This window comes from Ralstonia sp. 25mfcol4.1, from assembly GCF_900104095.1.
Classification (GTDB): Bacteria; Pseudomonadota; Gammaproteobacteria; order Burkholderiales; family Burkholderiaceae; genus Cupriavidus.
The window spans coordinates 492,050-507,541 of the sequence record NZ_FNJO01000002.1; the positions used below are offsets into that span (position 1 = coordinate 492,050).

13 protein-coding genes and 1 tRNA gene are annotated in these 15,492 nt (G+C 66.0%); 6 read left to right on the forward strand and 8 right to left on the reverse strand.

Features of this window, described 5'->3' with window-relative positions:
* Positions 1–58: 58 nt before the first annotated feature.
* The 4 genes from sucC to recA all read right to left on the reverse strand — a co-directional run bounded on the left by sucC (position 59) and on the right by recA (position 4,075).
* A complete protein-coding gene (gene sucC, locus BLQ58_RS05310; RefSeq protein WP_092595244.1) occupies positions 59–1,225 on the reverse strand; it encodes an ADP-forming succinate--CoA ligase subunit beta in 1,167 nt (388 codons plus the stop codon).
* A 90-nt stretch (positions 1,226–1,315) separates the two neighbouring features.
* The gene (locus BLQ58_RS05315; RefSeq protein ID WP_092595246.1) at positions 1,316–1,987 is read right to left on the reverse strand and encodes a DUF2889 domain-containing protein; all 672 of its coding nucleotides are present in this window, start codon (positions 1,985–1,987) and stop codon (positions 1,316–1,318) included.
* Positions 1,988–2,445: 458 nt separating this feature from the next.
* Entirely contained in the window at positions 2,446–2,913 is a 468-nt protein-coding gene (gene recX / locus BLQ58_RS05320; protein ID WP_092595248.1) for a recombination regulator RecX, read from the reverse strand.
* Positions 2,914–3,013: 100 nt separating this feature from the next.
* Positions 3,014–4,075 carry a recombinase RecA gene (gene recA, locus BLQ58_RS05325; RefSeq protein WP_092595250.1) on the reverse strand — a complete coding sequence of 354 codons (1,062 nt, stop codon included), beginning with the start codon at positions 4,073–4,075 and terminating at the stop codon, positions 3,014–3,016.
* Positions 4,076–4,357: 282 nt separating this feature from the next.
* Here recA and BLQ58_RS05330 point away from each other — a divergent pair, with 282 nt between their 5' ends.
* The 5 genes from BLQ58_RS05330 (at position 4,358) to BLQ58_RS05350 (ending at position 9,287) form a co-directional block, all read left to right on the forward strand.
* Positions 4,358–5,047 (forward strand): response regulator, encoded by a 690-nt coding sequence (locus BLQ58_RS05330; RefSeq protein WP_092595252.1) that lies wholly within the window; start codon positions 4,358–4,360, stop codon positions 5,045–5,047.
* Between the two features lie 12 nt (positions 5,048–5,059).
* The gene (locus BLQ58_RS05335; RefSeq protein WP_092595254.1) at positions 5,060–6,634 is read left to right on the forward strand and encodes a sensor histidine kinase; all 1,575 of its coding nucleotides are present in this window, start codon (positions 5,060–5,062) and stop codon (positions 6,632–6,634) included.
* A complete protein-coding gene (locus BLQ58_RS05340; RefSeq protein ID WP_254775812.1) occupies positions 6,631–6,999 on the forward strand; it encodes a DUF4212 domain-containing protein in 369 nt (122 codons plus the stop codon). The genes BLQ58_RS05335 and BLQ58_RS05340 overlap by 4 nt, the downstream gene beginning before the upstream one ends.
* Before the next feature lie 307 nt (positions 7,000–7,306).
* Entirely contained in the window at positions 7,307–8,998 is a 1,692-nt protein-coding gene (locus BLQ58_RS05345; RefSeq protein WP_092595258.1) for an MFS transporter, read from the forward strand.
* Between the two features lie 212 nt (positions 8,999–9,210).
* A tRNA-Met gene (locus BLQ58_RS05350) sits at positions 9,211–9,287 on the forward strand.
* A 132-nt stretch (positions 9,288–9,419) separates the two neighbouring features.
* Here the strand turns inward: BLQ58_RS05350 and panP are convergent.
* Positions 9,420–11,015, reverse strand: coding sequence for a pyridoxal-dependent aspartate 1-decarboxylase PanP (gene panP, locus BLQ58_RS05355; protein ID WP_254775813.1), 1,596 nt, complete (start codon positions 11,013–11,015; stop codon positions 9,420–9,422).
* 280 nt (positions 11,016–11,295) lie between these two features.
* Positions 11,296–11,982: a response regulator transcription factor gene (locus BLQ58_RS05360; RefSeq protein ID WP_092595262.1), complete on the reverse strand. Its 687-nt coding sequence runs from the start codon at positions 11,980–11,982 to the stop codon at positions 11,296–11,298.
* A 332-nt stretch (positions 11,983–12,314) separates the two neighbouring features.
* Between BLQ58_RS05360 and BLQ58_RS05365 the strand changes: the two genes are divergently transcribed.
* Entirely contained in the window at positions 12,315–12,764 is a 450-nt protein-coding gene (locus tag BLQ58_RS05365) for a universal stress protein (RefSeq protein WP_092595264.1), read from the forward strand.
* A 36-nt stretch (positions 12,765–12,800) separates the two neighbouring features.
* Here the strand turns inward: BLQ58_RS05365 and BLQ58_RS05370 are convergent, their stop codons facing one another.
* Together BLQ58_RS05370 and BLQ58_RS05375 are read right to left on the reverse strand one after the other, a co-directional pair.
* On the reverse strand, positions 12,801–13,850 hold the full coding sequence (locus BLQ58_RS05370) for a serine/threonine protein kinase (protein WP_092595266.1): 1,050 nt from the start codon (positions 13,848–13,850) through the stop codon (positions 12,801–12,803).
* A 12-nt stretch (positions 13,851–13,862) separates the two neighbouring features.
* Complete coding sequence (locus BLQ58_RS05375; RefSeq protein WP_092595268.1) at positions 13,863–15,467, reverse strand: DEAD/DEAH box helicase; 1,605 nt, start codon at positions 15,465–15,467, stop codon at positions 13,863–13,865.
* Positions 15,468–15,492: the final 25 nt, after the last annotated feature.

Consider the following 15,492-nt stretch of genomic DNA (forward strand, 5'->3'; position numbering starts at 1 on the left):
TTGCTAGTCCTTTTAGTCGCCCCGCCTGGCTGTGGCCAGGCGGCAACGAAAGTTGTCCTTACTTGCCAGCGACAGCGGCCACGACCTTCTGGGCGGCTTCTTCCATCGTGTCGGCCGAAATGATCGGCAGACCCGACTCAGCCAGCATCTTGCGGCCCAGCTCTTCGTTCGTGCCCTTCATGCGGACGACCAGCGGCACGCCCAGCTGCACGGCCTTCGACGCGGTGATCACGCCTTCGGCGATCACGTCGCAGCGCATGATGCCGCCGAAGATGTTGACCAGGATGGCCTGCACATTCGGGTTCTTCAGCATCAGCTTGAAGGCTTCGGTCACCTTCTCGGTCGTGGCGCCGCCGCCAACGTCCAGGAAGTTGGCCGGCTCGCCGCCGAACAGCTTGATGGTGTCCATCGTGGCCATGGCCAGACCGGCGCCGTTCACCAGGCAGCCGATGTTGCCGTCCAGCGAGATGTAGGCCAGGTCGAACTTCGAGGCTTCGATTTCGTTGGCGTCTTCTTCGTCCAGATCACGGTACGCAACGATTTCCGGGTGACGGAACAGTGCGTTCGAGTCGAAGTTGAACTTGGCGTCCAGGGCGATGACCTTGCCGTCGCCAGTCAGAATCAGCGGGTTGATTTCGGCCAGCGAAGCGTCGGTTTCCCAGAACGCCTTGTACAGGCCTTGCAGTGCCTGGCGAGCCTGGGCGATGCTGGCGTCGGGCACGCCGATCTTGCGGGCGATGTCGTCGGCGTCAGCGTCCTTCAGGCCTTCGGCCGGATCAACGATCAGCGTGTGGATCTTTTCCGGGGTGTGGGCAGCGACTTCCTCGATGTCCATGCCGCCTTCGCTCGATGCCATCAGGGCCACCTTTTGCGACACGCGGTCCACTACCAGCGAAACGTACAGTTCCTTCTTGATGTCGGCGCCTTCTTCGATCAGCAGGCGGTTGACCTTCTTGCCTTCCGGGCCGGTCTGGTGCGTCACCAGCGTCATGCCGAGGATGTTGCTGGCGTAGGTCTTCACCTCGTCGATGCTCTTGGCCACCTTCACGCCGCCGCCCTTGCCGCGGCCGCCTGCGTGGATCTGTGCCTTGACAACCCACACCGGGCCGCCGAGCTGTTCAGCCGCCTTCAGGGCCTCTTCGACCGAGAAAGCCGGGATGCCGCGCGGAACCGGCACATTGTATTTGCGCAGGATTTCCTTGCCTTGATACTCATGGATATTCATGCGTGTTTCCTTTCGGGTAGGCGTAAAGGGATTGGAAAAATAGTTGGAGACGAAGGGCTTGCGCCTGTTTCCTTGAGCCGACCGTGACGGTCAGCCCGACGTACCGTTGGGCCGGTGGGCCAGGGTGTCTTCGCCACCTGATGCGGGGGCATCGGCGCGTGACGCGGTCTGGGGGGACGACGCCGCAGCGCCGGCTTTCGGTTTCGGCTGGTGACCATACCAGCGCGGGTAAAACTGGCGAACCACCTCGCCCTCGAAATGGAGCGCGTGGCATCCATGAAGCTGCATCGGCGGTTCGGGATTGGGATCGTCGGCGCCGTCGCGAATCTTGAACACGTCGCCCGCGAAGGCCTGGATGGCGGCGGTCGGCAGCACGCCGGCCAGTTCGGTGAGATGGGTGCAGCCAGCGACATGGCCCAGCCGGTCGCGCACGGCCTTGCGGAACCCCTTTGTCAGGTTCAGGCCGATCAGCTGGCGGTAGGCCGGGCCGATCGTGTCGCAATGCGTCGGATATGGCACCCAGTCGGAACACGCCTCGGCGTCCACGATGTTCAGGCGAAGATCGATCGTCACGCGCAGCCAGAGGTCATGCAACGGCTGGCCCTCGGGGCGGATGCGGTTGCCGGCCAGCTCGATATCGCGCGGCTTCGTGTCGGTGAGGCGCGCCTCGATGTCCCACAGGCCATCATCCCGTAAATACGCTTCGGCCGTGATGGCACGGCGATGACGCAAGGCACGGTTGACAGGTGGGGAAAGCGGCATGACAGCGGGGCTGAAGCGGCAGGCTGAACGTGGCGGAATTCGGGGCGGTACTTACGGGAGGTTCGCTATGGCGAACTTCGCGGATTCTCTTCCGTCCGGACGGCCCGGCGCATGCCGGACGGCCGTCTGGGCCGGATAACTCGTGGAGTTTAACATGCCGCGCTGCTTTGACCGGGAACATCCTGCGCGACAGCCTGTCCGGCCCGGATTGTTGCAACGACAAAGGCGGCAAACCGGCCTCACACCTGGGCTTCCAGCCCCCGAGACGGCCGCGCGCTGCGTTGCATCAGTGGTACGACAACCTGCTTGACGCGCGCACGAATACCCATTATGCGTACGCAGGTATGCAGATGGCTACCCGGCGTTGGTACCCGGCGTTGGTACCCGGCGTTGGTACCCGGCGTTGGTACCCGGCGTTGGTACCCGGCGTTGGTACTCGGCGTTTCTACTCGCCGTTGCTACTCGCTCTCGTGTTCGTCCTCGGCGCCCCGGATGATCTTGGCGATCACGCTCCGCGAGAATCCGCGGGCCATCATGAACCGGATCTGCTTGGCGCGCGCTTCGGGTGAATCGGGCGGCACACCGAATCGCTTGCGCCACACCTCGGCAGCCCGTTCCACTTCGGTATCGCGCAGCCGGTCCTGGAGATCACGCAGTTGCTCGTTACCAAGCTGGTGAGTCTTCGCCTCCTGCATCACGCGCGCCGCGCCATACCGGCTGGCGCGCCGGTGGACCAGACTATCGACGAAGCGATCATTCGACAGCCAGTTTTCGCGCTCCAGCGCATCGAGCAAGGCTTCCACTTCCTCGGCCGATTCGGCATGCGGCGCCAGCTTGCGTGCCAGTTCCACGCGACTGTGTTCCCGGCGGGAGAGATAGCCAACGGCGCGGGCCTTGAGGGAAAGCGGGGGACGGGTTCCGGCCATCAGGAATCGGGAGAGCGTTTCGGGGACAAGGAGGGGGACGAAAAGTAAAAAAGCCGCCGCATTGTCATGCGACGGCTTTTGTTGCCGGCAGGCGTCAGCCTCAGTCTTCGATCTCGGCCGGCGCGCCCAGTGCGGTGTTCGTCGGGGCCACACCCAGCGCCGCACGCACCTTGTTTTCGATCTCGGCGGCGATGTCCGGATTCTCGCGCAGGTATTCACGCGCGTTGTCCTTGCCCTGGCCGATCTTGTCGCCGTTGTAGCTGTACCACGCGCCCGACTTCTCGACGATCTTGGCGTCCACGCCCAGGTCGATGATCTCGCCCTGGCGCGAGATACCCTGGCCGTAGAGGATGTCGAAGAACGCTTCGCGGAACGGCGGCGAAACCTTGTTCTTGACGACCTTGACCTTGGTCTCGTTGCCGACCACTTCGTCGCCCTTCTTGATCGAGCCGATACGGCGGATGTCCAGACGCACCGAGGCGTAGAACTTCAGCGCGTTACCACCCGTGGTGGTTTCAGGCGAACCAAACATCACACCGATCTTCATGCGGATCTGGTTGATGAAGATCACCAGGCAGTTGGTACGCTTGATGGTACCGGTCAGCTTGCGCAGTGCCTGGCTCATCAGGCGGGCCTGCAGGCCCGGCAGCGAATCGCCCATCTCGCCTTCGATTTCGGCCTTCGGCACCAGCGCGGCCACCGAGTCGATAACGATCAGGTCGATCGAGCCCGAGCGCACCAGCGCGTCGGTGATTTCCAGTGCCTGCTCGCCGGTGTCCGGCTGGGAGATCAGCAGGTTGCCCACGTCCACGCCCAGCTTGCCGGCATACTGCACGTCCAGCGCGTGTTCCGCGTCGATGAACGCGCAGGTGCCGCCCAGCTTCTGCATTTCGGCAACGACCTGCAGCGTCAGCGTGGTCTTGCCCGACGATTCCGGACCATAGATCTCGACCACGCGGCCGCGCGGCAGGCCGCCGACGCCCAGCGCGATGTCCAGGCCCAGCGATCCGGTGGACACCACCTGGATATCCTGTTCGACGTCGCCATCGCCCAGGCGCATGATCGAGCCCTTGCCGAACTGCTTTTCGATCTGGGAGAGCGCGGCGGCAAGCGCCTTCTGCTTCTCAGCACTTACGCCGGCGCCGGCCTTCTTGTCGTCCATGGTCGTCCTTCAGTCAATGGGTGGTCAATTGGTGTATAAATAGGCCGCATGCGGCGTGGCGCCTGCTTTTCAAGCCTTTTCCGATCCATTTCGGCGGGCTTTCGAAGGTTTTTTGGCGCCTGGACTCGCCAGTCCCGGCCCTGCGCAGTCCCTTCCGGGACGACTCGCGCGGAATGTCGGGTACTGTATAAAAAAACAGTATGCTTGGCAAGCCCCACCGGCACCGCAAACCGGCGGCCGGCGATGCCGGCACAAAAAAGGTGACAAGGGTGGAGACAAACCATGCGGATTCTGATCGCCGAAGATGACGACGTGCTGGCAGACGGCCTGACTCGGTCGCTGCGCCATTCCGGCTATGCCGTCGATCACGTCGCCAATGGCGTGGAAGCCGACTCGGCCCTTTCCACGCAGAGCTTCGACCTGCTGATCCTGGACCTCGGCCTGCCCCGCATGCCCGGCCTGGAGGTGCTCAAGCGGCTGCGTGCGCGCGGCGCGATGCTGCCGGTGATGATCCTGACCGCGGCCGACGGCGTGGACGAGCGCGTCAAGGGGCTGGACCTGGGCGCCGACGACTACATGGCCAAGCCCTTTGCGCTGTCCGAGCTGGAGGCACGCGTGCGTGCGCTGGTGCGGCGCGGCGCCGGCGGGGGCGCCACGCTGATGCGCCACGGCCCGCTGGCCTTCGACCAGGTCGGCCGCATCGCCTTCCTGAACGACCAGATGCTGGACCTGTCGGCCCGCGAGATCGGCCTGCTCGAAATCCTGCTCACGCGCAGCGGCCGGCTGGTGTCGAAGGAACAGCTCGTCGACCACCTGTGCGAATGGGGCGAGGAAGTCAGCAACAACGCCATCGAAGTCTACGTGCACCGCCTGCGCAAGAAGATCGAGGTGGGCGGCATCCGCATCGCTACCGTGCGCGGCCTGGGCTACTGCCTGGAGAAATTCCAGCCGGCCATGGCTACCCACGGCTGACGCGAACCGCCCATGAGCCTGCTGCGCCTGCCCTGGCGACGCCATCCCGCCGCAGGCGCCGCCCCGCTGCCCGAGGCCGCGCGCCCCACGCTGGCCGATGCCGCCGCCGAGGATTCGGCGCTGGCGGACGCCCTGCCCCATCTCGAGGAAACTTCGGCCCATCCCGCCCCGCGATCGCTGTTCGGCGAGATTCTGGACTGGATGCTGGCGCCACTGCTGCTGCTCTGGCCGATGAGCATCGCGGTCACTTACCTGGTGGCCAAGTCGATCGCCAACGGGCCGTTCGACCGCGCGCTGGAGGCCAGCGCCATCGTGCTGTCGCAGCAGGTGCGCGAAGTGAACGGACGCGTGACGCTGCAGCTGCCGCTGTCGGCGCGCGAGATCCTGCGGGCCGACGAGACCGACAACATCTATTACCAGGTGGTGGGCAAGCGCGGCGAGTACGTGGCCGGCGACCACGACCTGCCGCTGCCGTCCGAAGAGGAACAGGGCCATGCCGGGCTGGTGTCCATGCGCGACGACCGCGTGGCCGGTAACGATGTGCGCGTGGCTTATACCTATGTCGATCTGAAAAACGTCGGCGGCAACCAGCCGGTGCTGGTGCAGGTGGCCGAGACACTGGACAAGCGTGCCCGGCTGGCCAACGAGATCATCAAGGGCGTGATCCTGCCGCAGTTCGTGATCCTGCCGCTGGCCGTGGTGCTGGTGTGGTTCGGGCTCACACGAGGGCTGGCGCCGCTCACCGCCATCCAGCAGCGCATCCGCTCGCGCAACCCTGGCGATACGAGCCCGATCGACGAACGCGCGGCGCCGCAGGAAATCACACCGCTGGTGGCGTCGTTCAACGACCTGCTGGCCCAGCTCGACCAGTCCGTGCAGACACAGAAGCGATTCATTGCCGATGCCGCGCACCAGATGAAGACGCCGCTGGCGGGCCTGCGCATGCAGGCCGAACTGGCGCAGCGCGAGCAGTCGCCGGAGGAACTGCGGCGGTCGCTGGCGCAGATCGCCGGCAGTTCGGAGCGCACCGCGCACCTGGTGACGCAACTGCTGTCGCTGGCGCGCATGGAAAACCTGGCTGGCGCCGGTGGCATGGCGCCGCTGGACCTTGCCGCGCTGGCTCGCGACGTGGTCAAGGACTGGCTGCCGCAGGCGTGGGCGCGCAATATCGACCTGGGGCTGGAGGCCGACGATCACCCGGTCATGATCACCGGCAACCGCCTGATGCTGACCGAAATGCTCAACAACCTCGTGGACAACGCCATCCGCTACACGCCTGCCGGCGGCCATGCCACCGTGCGCGTGGCCAGCGACGCCTTCGAGCCGTTCGCATACCTGGACGTGGAAGACACCGGGCCGGGCATCGCGCCTGCCGAGCGCGAACGGGTGATGGAACGCTTCTACCGGGTGCTGGGCACCAACACCGAGGGCAGCGGGCTGGGGCTGGCCATCGTGCGCGAGATCGTGCAGCAGCATGGCGGCGAGGTAGCCATCGACGACAACGTGTACCAGGCGTCGCCGCGGCTGGCCGGCGCGCGCCTGCGCATCACGCTGCGCCGCCTCGCCCCGGACGAGAATCCGGCATGAGCAGGAAAACGCCCCGCGACCGCATGACGCCGCTGGAGCGGCGCGCCTGGCACCACAACGTGCGATGGATCGTGGGCCTGCTGGCGGCCTGGTTCCTGATCACGTTCGGCGTGAGCTGGTTCGCGCGCGAACTGCGCTTCGACTTCATGGGCTGGCCCTTTTCGTTCTGGATGGCCGCGCAGGGATCGCTGATTCTTTACGTGCTGATGGCGGCGCTGTACGCCTGGCGCATGAATCGCGCCGACGACGAGATGCACGCCCGCGAGCACGAACTGGCCCGCACGGACGCCGACATCGACGCCCATCCGGCGCCTCCCGCCGAGCCTGACAACGCCAGCGGAAAACCCCGCCGCGCGCCCTTCTAAGGGTTTCCTCTCGGGTCGCGCCCTTTGCTGCGGCGCAAGACGCCGCCCCGGCGCCGCGGCTGGCGGGCCGCGCCCGGAATGCCTCGCAATGCAGCACGCCCCGGGCCCGGCAACGGCCCGATTTGCCTAGCGTATACCCCGACGGATTCCACCCGGTTTGCCTCGAATCTGTCAGAACTCAGTAAGTTTCGCCTCCCACAATCGTTCCAACCTTGGCGCAATGGGCCGGTACGCGCACACGCAGACGGGCCTGACGGCGGGGACCTGAAGATTTTCGACGGAAGAACGGAAACGGAGGAGACAACAAATGGCAAACGCGCAAAACGTGGGGACCGTACCTGCGGCCCACAATGCGCCGATGACGAAGGAAGAGAAAAAGGTCATTCTGGCCTCTTCCCTCGGCACGGTGTTCGAGTGGTACGACTTTTACCTGTACGGTTCGCTGGCGGCGGTCATCGCCAAGCAGTTCTTCGCCGGCCTGGACCCGACCTCGGCATTCATCTTCGCGCTGCTGGCCTTTGCCGCGGGCTTCATCGTGCGGCCGTTCGGCGCGCTGGTGTTCGGCCGCCTCGGCGACATGATCGGCCGCAAGTACACCTTCCTGGTGACCATCCTGATCATGGGCCTGTCGACGTTCATCGTCGGCCTGCTGCCCGGTTACGCCACCATCGGCTGGGCGGCCCCGATCATCCTGATCCTGCTGCGCATGCTGCAGGGCCTGGCACTGGGCGGCGAATACGGCGGCGCGGCTACCTACGTGGCCGAACACGCGCCGCACGGCAAGCGCGGCGCCTACACGGCATGGATCCAGACCACGGCCACGCTGGGCCTGTTCCTGTCGCTGATCGTGATCCTGCTGGTTCGCGAAGCCACCGGCCCGAACTTCGACGCATGGGGCTGGCGTATCCCGTTCCTGGTCTCGATCCTGCTGCTGGCCATGTCGGTGTACATCCGCCTGTCGATGAGCGAGTCGCCGGCCTTCCAGAAGATGAAGGCCGAGGGCAAGACGTCGAAGGCACCGCTGACCGAAGCCTTCGGCCAATGGCGCAACCTGAAGATCGTGATCCTGGCGCTGGTGGGCCTGACCGCCGGCCAGGCCGTGGTGTGGTACACGGGCCAGTTCTACTCGCTGTTCTTCCTGACCCAGGTGCTGAAGGTCGATGCCAAGACGGCCAACCTGCTGATCGCCGGCGCGCTGGTGATCGGCACGCCGTTCTTCATCTTCTTCGGCTCGCTGTCGGACAAGATCGGCCGCAAGTGGATCATCATGCTGGGCTGCGCCCTGGCCGTGCTGACCTACTTCCCGCTGTTCAAGGCGATGACCCACTACGCCAACCCGGCGCTGGAGCGTGCCCAGCAGTCGGCCCAGATCGTGGTGACGGCCGACCCGGCCACCTGCTCGTTCCAGGGCAGCCCGATCGCCCGCGAGATCGACTTCCGCAGCTCGTGCGACATCGTCAAGCGGACGCTGGCCCAGGCATCGGCCAGCTATGACGTGGTGAACGCCCCGGCCGGTACCGTGGCTTCGGTCAAGATCGGCGACAAGGAGATCAAGGCCTTCAACGCCACCGTGGGCAACGGCGCGTTCGACGACGCCAGCAAGAAGCAGATCGCCGACTTCAAGAAGTCGGTCAGCACCGAGATGACGGCGCACGGCTATCCGACCAAGGCCGACCCGGCCCAGATGAACACGATCATGGTCCTCGTGATCCTCGTCATCCTGGTCATCTATGTCACGATGGTGTACGGCCCGATCGCGGCCATGCTGGTGGAAATGTTCCCCACCCGCATTCGCTATTCGTCGATGTCGCTGCCGTATCACATCGGCAACGGCTGGTTCGGCGGCCTGCTGCCAACCATCTCGTTCGCGCTGGTGGCCCAGAACGGCAATATCTACTACGGCCTCTGGTACCCGATCATCATCGCTGCCATGACCTTCGTGCTGGGCGCGCTGTTCGTCCGCGAGACCAAGGACGTGGACATCTACGCCAACGACTAAGCGGCCACACGACAACGACCAGGCAATCCAGGCATTCACCGGAGGGATACAACCGGTAACCCTCGCTCAGGATGGCTGGCCTACCGGCCAGCCGCTCCTTCCAGGCAGACCCTCGGGTCTGCCATTTTTTTGGGCAATCGCCGAAGCTTGCAGAAAATTGTCACAAAGGTGTTGACAGGCCGAAAACCAAAGGTATAATTTCGATCTTCGTTGGCGAATTAGCTCAGTCGGTTAGAGCGACGGAATCATAATCCGCAGGTCCGGGGTTCGAATCCCTGATTCGCCACCATCTATTTAAAAAGCCGCAGTCCTTCACGGGATTGCGGCTTTTTGCTTTGGGGCGCGCGCAACGGCCCGTCTCCGGGCCCGGGCAGTCGCAACGTATCTGCGCCAGCGGTAGCGGCGGTTGCCGCCCAACGGATCAGAGCAGCGCCATCAGCGGCGCCATCATCGGGCTCTGCACGGCCAGCGCGCGCTGTTCGGCCAGTACGCCCTTCAGGATGTCGTACGTCGTATCGGGGTTCGCCAGCACCACGCGGAAGACCGCGATCGCCCTGCCGCCCCACTGCGACGATGTCAGTTGCGTGCGCGACACGAATGACCGCCCCGCGTCGCGCTGCATCTCCTGGATGCTGATGGTCAGCGCGTCCAGCGCCTGCTGGAGCTGCTCGCGCTTCTGCGCCGGGGTTGACGCCGACACCAGCGCCGCGCGCACGGCTTCGGGCACGTAGCGGTACGTCAGGATGCAAAGCTGCGGGCGGCTGTCGAGTTCGAAATCGGGTTGCTGCTCGATCAGTCCGGCAAAGAATTTCGCGTTGTCGATGCCGGTATCGATCAGCCTGGCCAGGCCCTTGCGTCCCAGCAGGTGCAGGTTGGCGTAGAGCATCACGGCCGCCGCGCCGCGCGAGCCTTCGAGCGTGTGGCGGCCCAGGTCGACCGAGCCCTTGCGCACGATGTAGTTCGCGTGCTGGATGATCTCCTGCGTCCAGGCCGGATCGCGGAACAGCACCATGCCGGCGCCCATCGGCACATAGAACTGCTTGTGTGCGTCGATGACCACGGAATCGGCGCGTTCGATGCCGGCAAAGCGCCCGCGTTCGCGCTCGGACAGCAAGGTCGCGCCGCCCCAGGCGGCATCGACATGGAAGTGGCAGCCAGCTTCCTGCGCCACGTCGGCCATCGCGTCCAGCGGGTCCACTGCGCCAGTCTCGGTCGATCCGGCGATGCCGACGATGGCCATCGTCCGGACATTGCGCGCCTTCAGGTCCGCGAGCGTTTCGCGGAGCTTGTCGATTCGCATGCGGCCATCGCCATCGACCGCCACCGGCACCAGATTGTCGCGGCCGATCCCCAGCACGTCGGCGGCCTTGCGCAGCGAATAGTGGCCGCGCTCGGACACCACGATCGCCAGTCCGTCGTAGCCGTAGTGGCGCAGCGCCGCCATCAGGCCCGCACTGTGGATGCCCGGGAAGTCGCCGCGTGCGCGCAGCACGTTGTTGCGGCTGGCCCAGAGCGCCGCCAGGTTGGCCGTGGTGCCGCCCGCGCAGAACGCGCCAAGCGAATGCTCGGGGTTGTGCAGCCACTGCGCGTAGAAGCCGCCGTCGCGCGCGAAGACCAGCTTGTGCAGCATGCCGATGACCTGGCGTTCCAGACCGGTGAGCGCGCCCGACGTTTCCAGCTTGACCACGTTCTGGTTCAGCGCCGCCACGATCTTGGCCAGCGACGGCATGAAAGACGGCAGCGACGACGTCATATGTCCGACGAAGGTCGGCGACGCCACCGGCATCACGTGACGGAACACATCGTGCAACAGATGGTCGGCGTGCGCCTGCGGCGCGGTCGGATCCTCAGGCAGGTCTACCGAGGAGAACTGCGCCTCGCGCGTGGCGCACGCGCCAACCGGATCGAAATCCTGACTGGCGAAGAAGTCGGCCGGATGCTCGGCGATGCGTCGCTCAAGGTCTTCGAACGCGCCCCGGTCCGCGTCGAACCAGTGCAGCGGACAGTCGTCGTCCAATTGGCGTTCGTGCGAGTTGTCTGACGTCTCCGTCTTCGGCGCGTTCATTTGCAAAACCCAGTCAGTACCGTGCCGCCCCGGATGCGGCGCGGTGTGGCTGGGATTATGCCGGATAAGGGACCGCCAGGACCGGGCAAGTGCCGGTCCTCTTGTGGACCGTCTTTCGCGCGCGTGGCTTCGCGGCGGCGCATCCCGGGAACCGCATCCTCGCGGCCAACCACATCGGGGCCGTGTCGTTGCGGGACGCGGGGCTGAACGCCGCCATTTACGCGGGACACGCCTAGAACGCCGCGGCGTCGTTGCGCCTGACGCGCGGCTTGGGCGCGCGCGGGCCCGGCTCGCCCTCCGTGGGCAAGAGCCGATGCACGCGCGCAAATTCCGCCAGATCGATCAGGGAGCCCAGCCCCAACTTGTCCATGATGCTGGCCTTGTGCGAACTGACGGTCTTGTTGCTGATCTCCAGCACATCCGAAATCGCCTTGTTGGAATGGCCCACCGCCAGCAGACGCAGCACTGTCAGCTCGCGGCGGCTCAGCAGGGCCTTCGGATCCGCCGGGTTGGCCGCCACGCGGCGGAAGGTCGGCAACGCCTTCAGCGGAAACGCCGCGTAGCCGCTCATCAGCGCGCGCACGGCGTCGGCCAGCCCTTCCAGCCCGGCGCCCTTGTCGATAAATCCATGGGCGCCGCCCAGCAATGCACGCTCCGCGGCCCGCCGCTGCGCCGACAGCACCAGCACGCAGGTGACGGGCCAGGTCGACACCACTTCCTCGAGCACGGCGTCGCCGGGCAGGTCGTCGAGCTGCAGGTCCATGACGACCAGATCGGCCGGGCGGTCGCGCAGCGCCAGCAGCCCGGGGGCGCCGCCGGCGGCAACGCGGACTTCCTGGAAGCCGGAAGCGGTCTCCAGTATGTTGCAGACGGTCTTGCGAACGGCGATATGCGGATCGATAACGATTGCGTTAGGCATGCCAGGTCTCCGTGAATGCGAACAGCGGGCAGCTTAGGCTTTCCTGCGCCTTGCCAGCGGCAGAACGGGCTGAAAATGCATGCTGAAATTTCCGGGTTTTCTTACGGAAATTTCAGATGTTGAGCCGTTGCGTCCACAAACGGGCCGAAGCGCGTGTGTCGGCGAAGCGCTGGAACATATTGCTGCGCAGATGACAATCGTGAAACCCTTAAAAATTTGGCGTTGATTTGATCTACGTTACGGTGTGAGCACGGTCTGCGTGCCATGATGATCACGTCGCGCCCGCCGTGCGCCCGTAGCGTTTCAACCTAGGAGATTGCGCCATGCCCCCGATGTCCAATATCGTGCTTGCCACCGACGGTTCCGCCTTCAGCGACGCCGCCGCACGCTTTCTGGCCGATGGCAAGTTGCTGCAGACCGGCTTCACGGTGCACGTGGTTCACGTGTCGCCCGACGTCACGGGCCAGGTGCGTGCCTTCGTCAGCAAGGAAACCATCGACGCATGGCACAACGAGGCCAGCGACAAGGCCATGACGTCGGTCTGCGCCATCCTGGAGGCCGCGAAGATCCCGTTCGAGCGCCATGCGCTGCATGGCTATCCGCCCGAAAAGATCCTGGGTCATGCGAAGTCGGTGAATGCCAGCGCCATCGTCATGGGCACCCACGGGCGTGGGTCGTTCTTCGACGCCGTACTCGGCTCGGTAGCCGGCCGCGTTCTGGCACATGCCACCTGTCCGGTGGTGATGGTCAAGGCGGAGGAAAAGGTCAAGCCGCAGGCTTGACGCGATGACCGGCCCAGGCGGGCCGGTGCGGACGGATCAGGCCGCCCAGAGCGGCGGTTCGTCCATCAGCGCGATCTGTTCGCGCAGTTCCAGAATGCGATCCTGCCAGTAGCGCGCGGTGCCGAACCAGGGAAACGCGGCCGGGAACGCGGGATCGCGCCAGCGGCTGGCGAGCCACGCGCTGTAGTGCAGCAGGCGCAGCGTGCGCAGCGCCTCTACCAGCCACAGCTCGCGCGTATCGAAATCGGCAAAGTCCTCGTAGCCGGCCACGATGTCGGCCAGCTGGTCCTGCATCGCCGCACGATCGCCTTCCAGCAGCATCCAGATGTCCTGCACCGCCGGGCCCATGCGGCTGTCGTCGAAGTCGACGAAGTGCGGCCCCGGCGTGCCGCGACCGCGCGCATCGGCTTCGTCGATCCACAGCACATTGCCGCGATGGCAATCGCCATGCAGGCGCAGCAGGCGAACGTCTCCGGCGCGCTCGTAGCAGCGGCGCACGGCATCGAGCGCCAGGTCCACGGCTGCGCGCCAGGGCGCGAGCAGATCGGCGGGAATGCAGTCGTGATGGAGCAGATAGTCGCGCGGGGCCACGCCGAACGTGTCGACATCGAGCGCCGGCCGTGCCTGGTATGCCGTGGCCGCACCGCAGGCGTGAATGCGGCCGATGAAGCGGCCCAGCCAGGTGCGCGTGGCGGCCTGGTCCAGCGGCGGCTCGCGGCCGCCGCAGCGCGGAAACACGGCAAAGCGGAAGCCCGCGTGCGCCAGCAGCGTGCTGGCCGGCGCTTCGCCCATGCGCAGCGGCAGCGCCGGCACGGCGGGAATCTCCGCGTCGGCCAGTTGCTGCACAAAGGCATGCTCTTCGAGGATGGCGGCGTCGCTCCACCGGCCGGGCCGGTAGAACTTGACCACCACGGGCGAGGCATCCTCGATGCCGGCCTGCCAGACACGATTCTCGTAGCTGTTCAGGGCCAGCAGACGGCCATCCGGATAGAAGCCCGCCGCCTCCAGCGCATCGAGGATGCACTCGGGCGTCAGACCCGCGTACGGGACATCGTCGTCTGACAGCGGGTTATCCGGGTGGGCCATGGTCGGGTCCGATCAGGGAGCGGGCTTGCGGCTGCCGCCAAGCAGTGCGGCCTGCGGCGCCGGACGGCGATTGCGGGCCGGTGCCGCAGCCACGGCGTCCTGTGCGGGACGCGGCTGCTGCGGGCGAGCCTGCGGCTGACGCGGTTGCTGTTGCGCCCGGGCCTGCTGCGGACGCGGGCCGGCCGGCTTGGCAGCGCCGTTCCCTGCACCCTTGCCCGCACCATTGCCATTGCCGTTGCGGCCTTCGCCACGTGCCGGCTGCGTGCCCTGGGCGGGACGCGGCTGGCGCGGCTGGCTCGGCTGACCCGCCGATTCCTGGCGCTGTCCTTGCGGGGCGCGCGGGGCGCGGCGCTCGCCGCCATTGGCACCGCCGCCACCGTTGCCGCGCGGCTGTCCGCCACGGCCCTGTTGCGCGCCGCCGCCACGTTGCTGGCGGCCTTTCTGGATCGGCTCGGCGGCGATACTCGGGTCCACTTCAAACCCGGGCAGCGTCACCTGTTCGATCTGGCGCTTGATCAGGCGCTCGATATCGCGCAGCAGCCCATGCTCGTCCACGCAGACCAGCGAGATCGCCTCGCCCTCGGCGCCCGCGCGGCCCGTGCGGCCGATACGGTGGACGTAGTCCTCGGGCACGTTGGGCAGGTCGAAGTTCACCACGTGCGGCAGCTGGTCGATATCGATGCCGCGCGCGGCGATGTCGGTGGCCACCAGCAGGCGCAGCGTGCCGGCCTTGAATTCGGTCAGCGCACGGGTGCGGGCAGACTGGCTCTTGTTGCCGTGGATGGCCAGCGCGGACAGGCCGTCCTTGGTCAGCTGTTCCGCCAGGCGGTTGGCGCCGTGCTTGGTACGCGTGAAGACCAGCACCTGGTGCCAGTCGTGCTGGCGCACCAGATGGGCCAGCAGTTCGCGCTTGCGGTCGCGGTCCACGGGGAACACGCGCTGCGCCACGGTTTCGGCCGTGGTGTTGCGGCGGGCCACCTCGATCGACGCGGGATTGTTCAGCAGGCGGTCGGCCAGCGCGCGGATATCGTCCGAGAACGTGGCCGAGAACAGCAGGTTCTGCCGCTTGGCCGGCAGCACGTTCAGGATCTTGCGGATGTCGTGGATGAAGCCCATGTCGAGCATGCGGTCGGCTTCATCGAGCACCAGCAGCTCCACGTGGGACAGGTCGATGGTGCGCTGGGACACGTGGTCGAGCAGGCGGCCGGGCGTGGCCACCACGATGTCCACGCCACGCTTGAGCGCATCGATCTGCGGATTGATGCCGACGCCGCCGAACATCACCATCGAGCGCAGTTTCAGGTACTTGCCGTAGTTGCGCACGCTTTCCTCGACCTGGGCGGCCAGTTCGCGCGTGGGGGTCAGTACCAGGGCGCGCACCTGCGGGCGGCCGCCGCGAGGCGCCGGATTGTGCGCCGCGGCCTCGGCCAGCAGCTGCAGCATCGGCAGGGTGAAGCCAGCGGTCTTGCCGGTGCCGGTCTGGGCGCCGGCGAGGAGATCGCCACCTTTCAGAATTGCGGGAATGGCTTGCGCCTGAATCGGGGTCGGCGTGGTGTAGCCCTGTTCGGCCACGGCACGCACCAGCTTGTCGGACAAGCCGAGATCGGAAAAAGACATGAAATGACGCTTCGGCTGCCCGTTG